Annotated in this window: 3 protein-coding genes; all 3 read right to left on the bottom strand. The window is 42.8% G+C overall.

The annotated features are described in order from the left end of the window. Nucleotides 1-367: hypothetical protein (locus PX484_RS00210; protein ID WP_288102624.1), on the bottom strand; the 367-nt coding region annotated here is incomplete at its 3' end. Next, a complete protein-coding gene (locus PX484_RS00205; protein WP_287764793.1) occupies nt 364-1,602 on the bottom strand; it encodes an ATP-binding protein in 1,239 nt (412 codons plus the stop codon). The genes PX484_RS00205 and PX484_RS00210, both read right to left, overlap by 4 nt. Nucleotides 1,603-1,845: 243 nt before the next feature. Further along, nucleotides 1,846-4,551, bottom strand: a complete 2,706-nt coding sequence (locus PX484_RS00200; protein WP_287764790.1) for a phycobilisome rod-core linker polypeptide — start codon at nt 4,549-4,551, stop codon at nt 1,846-1,848. Nucleotides 4,552-4,709: the final 158 nt, after the last annotated feature.

Genomic DNA, 4,709 nt, shown 5'->3' with positions numbered 1-4,709 from the left:
TACCATGATTTTCAATAAATACCCGAATTGTGTTTCTTAGTTGCTCTTCTCCGTCTCCTACCCACCCCGAATTTTTCCCCTTTCGTTCTTTTAATTCTACAAAAATCAAACAATTAGCATAGGTCAGCATTCCATCACAGCGTTTATCCATACCACTACCATCGACTTTTCTAATTTCAATACATTTATCAATAGCGGTAAATGTCACTTCAATTTCTTGAGAGTTTTCCACAATAGCAATCCAATCCCTGGGATTTTCTGTATCTAAATAAGCGGGAGTTTCTGGGGGAAATGGCGGATCACAAATTCCAAATTTATGCCGAGGGGTTTGACTCTGACATTTTTTATCAAAGAAATTGATCTTCATAACTGTTCTTCGATTTCCAGTAAATCATCAAAAAGCTGATTTGTCTCTCCTAGGCAAAGATTGAGATAATTTTCATCAGAAGGTAAACCATTATATGTAGCAAGTTCTCGGATTTCTCCTTGCTCTGTTAATTCATATACAATAGCATCTTCTGCCGCTATACAAGAGGCTTTCGGGACAATTTGGTTGAGCTTTTCTTGGAGATAATCGGCGTTAGAAATCGCTGATGATAGGATTTTTTTAATAACTTTATCTGCTTTGATAGCTAGGGTTAGATCGTTGATAATATAAGGACTATGAGTAGTTAAAATTAGTTTATTTCCCTGGGTTAAATTGGCAAATTCAAATAATTTATATAAAATCTTTTTCTGAGATTGAGGAAATAGATTCTGCTCGATTTCTTCCACAATATTTACAAAACACTCATTGCGGTATTTAGAAGATAATACTTCTAGTGCCGCCTTTTTTAGGTTATCGGAAAGATTATCATTAGAGATAATTTTCTCGATTTCCATTTTTAATCTTTTTTGCTCCTCTCCACTGAGTTCATTGCCGGAAGTTTCTTGAGTTCGATTAATCGATAAAGCAATATTTCGAGAAACGAGAAATAAAGGAACAAAAGACTGAAAACCACTGGAAGCTTCTGATAGATTTAGTTGATAATCACTACCCACAATCTTGGCCAGTCTATTGAGTTTATCAAATTCCAATTTAACCTCACCTACTGGCAAAGTCAAACTGCCAGATAATTCCTGTTGTGAGCGATCCAATTCTTCCCAGAAAGTATATAATGATTCTGGCAGTCCTTTGAGTTTTTCTGGCCATCTTACTGCACTCAAAAAGTTTCGCTCTGCTGGTACATACATAATTTTTGGTACTCGATACTTTGAATTATCAGTACGCTCGATCGATAATTTAGCATTTTCAAAACTAATTCGATAAACATCTCCATTGTATTCAATTTGGGTTTCGGGTAAAAAGTAATTGGTTAAATTTTGGTATTGACAAAAAGATTTAACAAAACGATTATATTTAGTCACATATTTTTCCTCTAAATCTCCACGATATAGAGCTTTTTCCAACCAGCTTAATGTTGATATTAATTTAGCAATGCTACTTTTTCCAGTTCCTTGATTACCGATAAAAATCGTTACTTTCCGAACGTCGATAAAACCATCATTTTCTACTAAACCCGCCTTAATTGGACCGAAGTCTTTAACTTTAATTTGGCTCATTGTTATCCCCTTGATTGACGATAAGTAGCTGGTTATAATTAAATTAAAAATGGATTTTAGGTTCGATCCCCCCTTAGTCCCCCCTTGATAAGGGGGGTGCCGATCCCCCCTTAGTCCCCCCTTGATAAGGGGGGCATCTGATAATTTTTAACGCCTACCTACTTAATAAATTTTGGCCAGTAATTTGTCCTGAAAAAAAGCTCGTGTTGAACACGAGCTAAATTAACTAACTTCAAGGACTAATTAGCCACCGACTTTAACTACCGGTTTAAAACTGGGAACCACCAGTTCACTATCCTGTTTAGTCAGCTTATTGTATAAGCGTTCCGTATTGGGGAAATTCGCGGCCGGTAGAGTCGGGAAACGACGATAGGGAACCGTATCTTCACCAAATAATTGTAGGTATTCCATGCTATTAACCATGGCACCAATAAAGGCCTTTAATCCCTTAGTTGCCAGAATTTGGTTATATTTCTGGATTTCTTTTTGATTCAAGGGAGCGCGACCTAAGAAGTGCTTGGTTCCCAATTCAATTACTTTCGTATTCGGATAGGGAGCATAGAATTCTTTCAGGTAAAGATCCGAACCACCTAAACCCTCAATAAACTCTTTCACCGTGATCTCAGCATTGCTTAATTTACTCTCTAAAGCGGTAAATTCGGCATTGATGATATAGGGTTCGAGATCCCGTTCAAAAATCTGACGATAGGCGGCGCGAACAGTATTTTGTACGGCAACTTTATCGAGATTAGTTAACAGTTTAAAGACCTTAGTTTGTTCCCGTTGAACCGTGACACCTTGACCGACACGAGATTGAATATCGGGTTCAGTGCGAATCGAGACCGAAGGTGTACCCAATTCAATAAAGCGCGGGGTTTCCTCTTTATCAACTCTTTGGCCGATATCTTCGCGGAGATTGCCCAAACGCACCATCCGTAACTGCATCCCTTGGGGAGTTAGATAGCGCTCGTAGGGAACCGTATCTTCGCCAAAAGCTTCCGTATATTCAGGACTATCGATCAGAGCATCGATTAAAGCATAGAAGCCTTTTTTCGAGCAGATATCGAAGTATTGATTCATTTCCTGACGACCGTAGGTGGGACGACCGAGCAGACGACGGTGAATATATTCGATCGCTTTCACCACATAGAGAGGAGTCCAGTAGATTTTCCGGAAAGCCTCGGATTTAGCTAGGGTTTTGATAAACTCGCGCAGAGTAATATCGCCATTTTCTAGCTTAATCTCGGCCACGGATAAACGCTGACCTTCGTAGGGCATTCGACCGAAAACCTGACGATAAGCCGCTAAAATCACTCTTTGGGTGGAACTTTCGCCAAATTTAACGCTCACCCCATTACTAGAACCGGGTAACTCGTTATTGAGACGGAAAACTTTCGGTCCCAAAGTACCGGGGAATTCACCTCGGGCGCCGGGGTTGCTATTTTGGTTATTAGTAGCAGGTCCGCGGTGGATGAGGATACGTTTGCTATCTTTACCGAAGGGAGCGGGACTAGAACTAGGTTCGCGGGTTTCTTTCGGGAAAATTGCCCCAAATTGGATTTCTAGGGGGTCATTTCCGGAACCGTAAACGTGCTGATCCGGTAAGGGGCGATCGTATTTAGCAAAGGTGGTGATAAATTGGGGAACTTTGCGGAAAGGTGCGCTGTAGTTAAACAGGTCGATCTGCATCCCCCAGTTACGACATTCCTGTGCTTCTGCACCCAAACCCCGGAGATAGGGAACGGTTTCTTCGCCGAAATAGTCGGAATATTCCTGAGAATCGACTAAAGCATCGATTAACGCCGCTAAACCCCCGCTAGAGACGATCGAGAAGTATTTCTGCACTTCTTCCCGGGAGGAAGGACCGCGACCGAGGAAATGACGGAAAGCCAATTCTAGGGCGCGACTATTGATAAAAGGTTCAAAGAACTGTTTGCGGTAGAGAGGCGATTTACCGAGACGACGGACGAATTCTTTCATCGAGATGTCGCCGTTTTTCACCTTCGATTCTAGGTCAGAAATGGACTGACTGTAGGCGCGGGTGATGTCCCGTTCAAAAATTTGTCTGTAGGCGGCCTTGATAATCGAAGATTTTTCCGACTCTGATAAACCGGTTTTCATGACAAACTTTTGCCGTTTTTCGGCGGCGTTGTAGTAGCTTTGGGGAAGACTTAAACCCTGTTGGTCACTACTGGGACGCTGACGCAGTTTATTAGAGGGGGTGGGGGCTTTTAATTCCCCCAGTAGGATATTGAAATAGTCACTGATTAAAGTGGCCGCATCCTTGTCTCTTTGGAAATACTCGATCGAAGCGGACCGCATTTCCTGTAGGGCCACGATGGTGGCATCAATGGAACAGGCATTTTCGAGAACTTCCCTTAAACCGCGAGTATTAACGATCAGGATACTGGTATCACCAGCCACGATCGCGTATGTAATGTAACGCAGGAACCAGGATAAATCCCGGAGGGACTTCTGCATATTGCTCGGACCGTAACGAGAGACGTTAATCGGTCGGAATCCGGGGGGAATCGGGCCGCTAGAGGCGAAAATCCCTTTTAAGCCACCGAGGAAGCCACCACCGCCACCGGAGCCGCTTTCCGCGTAGGTAACGGTTCCTAATTTCATCCCTTCCTGGACGTTGATAACTTTACCCGCACCCACCAGGGCCATTTCTTCCACGGGGGGTTTTTCTAGGTAGGCCATGGGTGAACCGCCGGTAAAAATCCGGTTAGCTGCCCGCGAGACGATCAGATCGGAGTTCCGGGTGAGCGTTTGGGCAATATCTAAGCGCTTGCTCCCCGATTGGAAGTAGGCGATCAGTTCATTGAGTTCGGGTTTATCGAGAAAGCGGTCTTGTTGTTCTGCTTGGGTAATGGCAGATACTGGGACGGTTTGATAGAGTTGGGGACGCGCTAAGGAGCTGCCACCGCTTGCCTTAAGACTCATTGGATTTTAACTATCTCCCTTGACGATGTGCTGAGTTCTCCAATCGTGGAGGCGATCGGTCTTAAAACCAGATGTTTAAAAATTTAATCAGCATCTAGATTAAAACTTTTTGCGCTTCCTGAGATAGTTTATTAAGAATTATATAGATTTTTTTCGCT

This window comes from Microcystis sp. M49636_WE2, assembly GCF_030065375.1.
Classification (GTDB): Bacteria; Cyanobacteriota; Cyanobacteriia; order Cyanobacteriales; family Microcystaceae; genus Microcystis; species Microcystis aeruginosa_C.
The sequence above is the reverse complement of the archived record's forward strand: the minus strand, read 5'-3'. Positions and strand labels throughout refer to the sequence as shown.

What these genes read in the sequence shown, in the direction of transcription:
- PX484_RS00205 (WP_287764793.1), bottom strand. Translation starts at nt 1,602, where the DNA reads ATGAGCCAAATTAAAGTTAAAGACTTCGGTCCAATTAAGGCGGGTTTA.
- PX484_RS00200 (WP_287764790.1), bottom strand. Translation starts at nt 4,551, where the DNA reads ATGAGTCTTAAGGCAAGCGGTGGCAGCTCCTTAGCGCGTCCCCAACTC.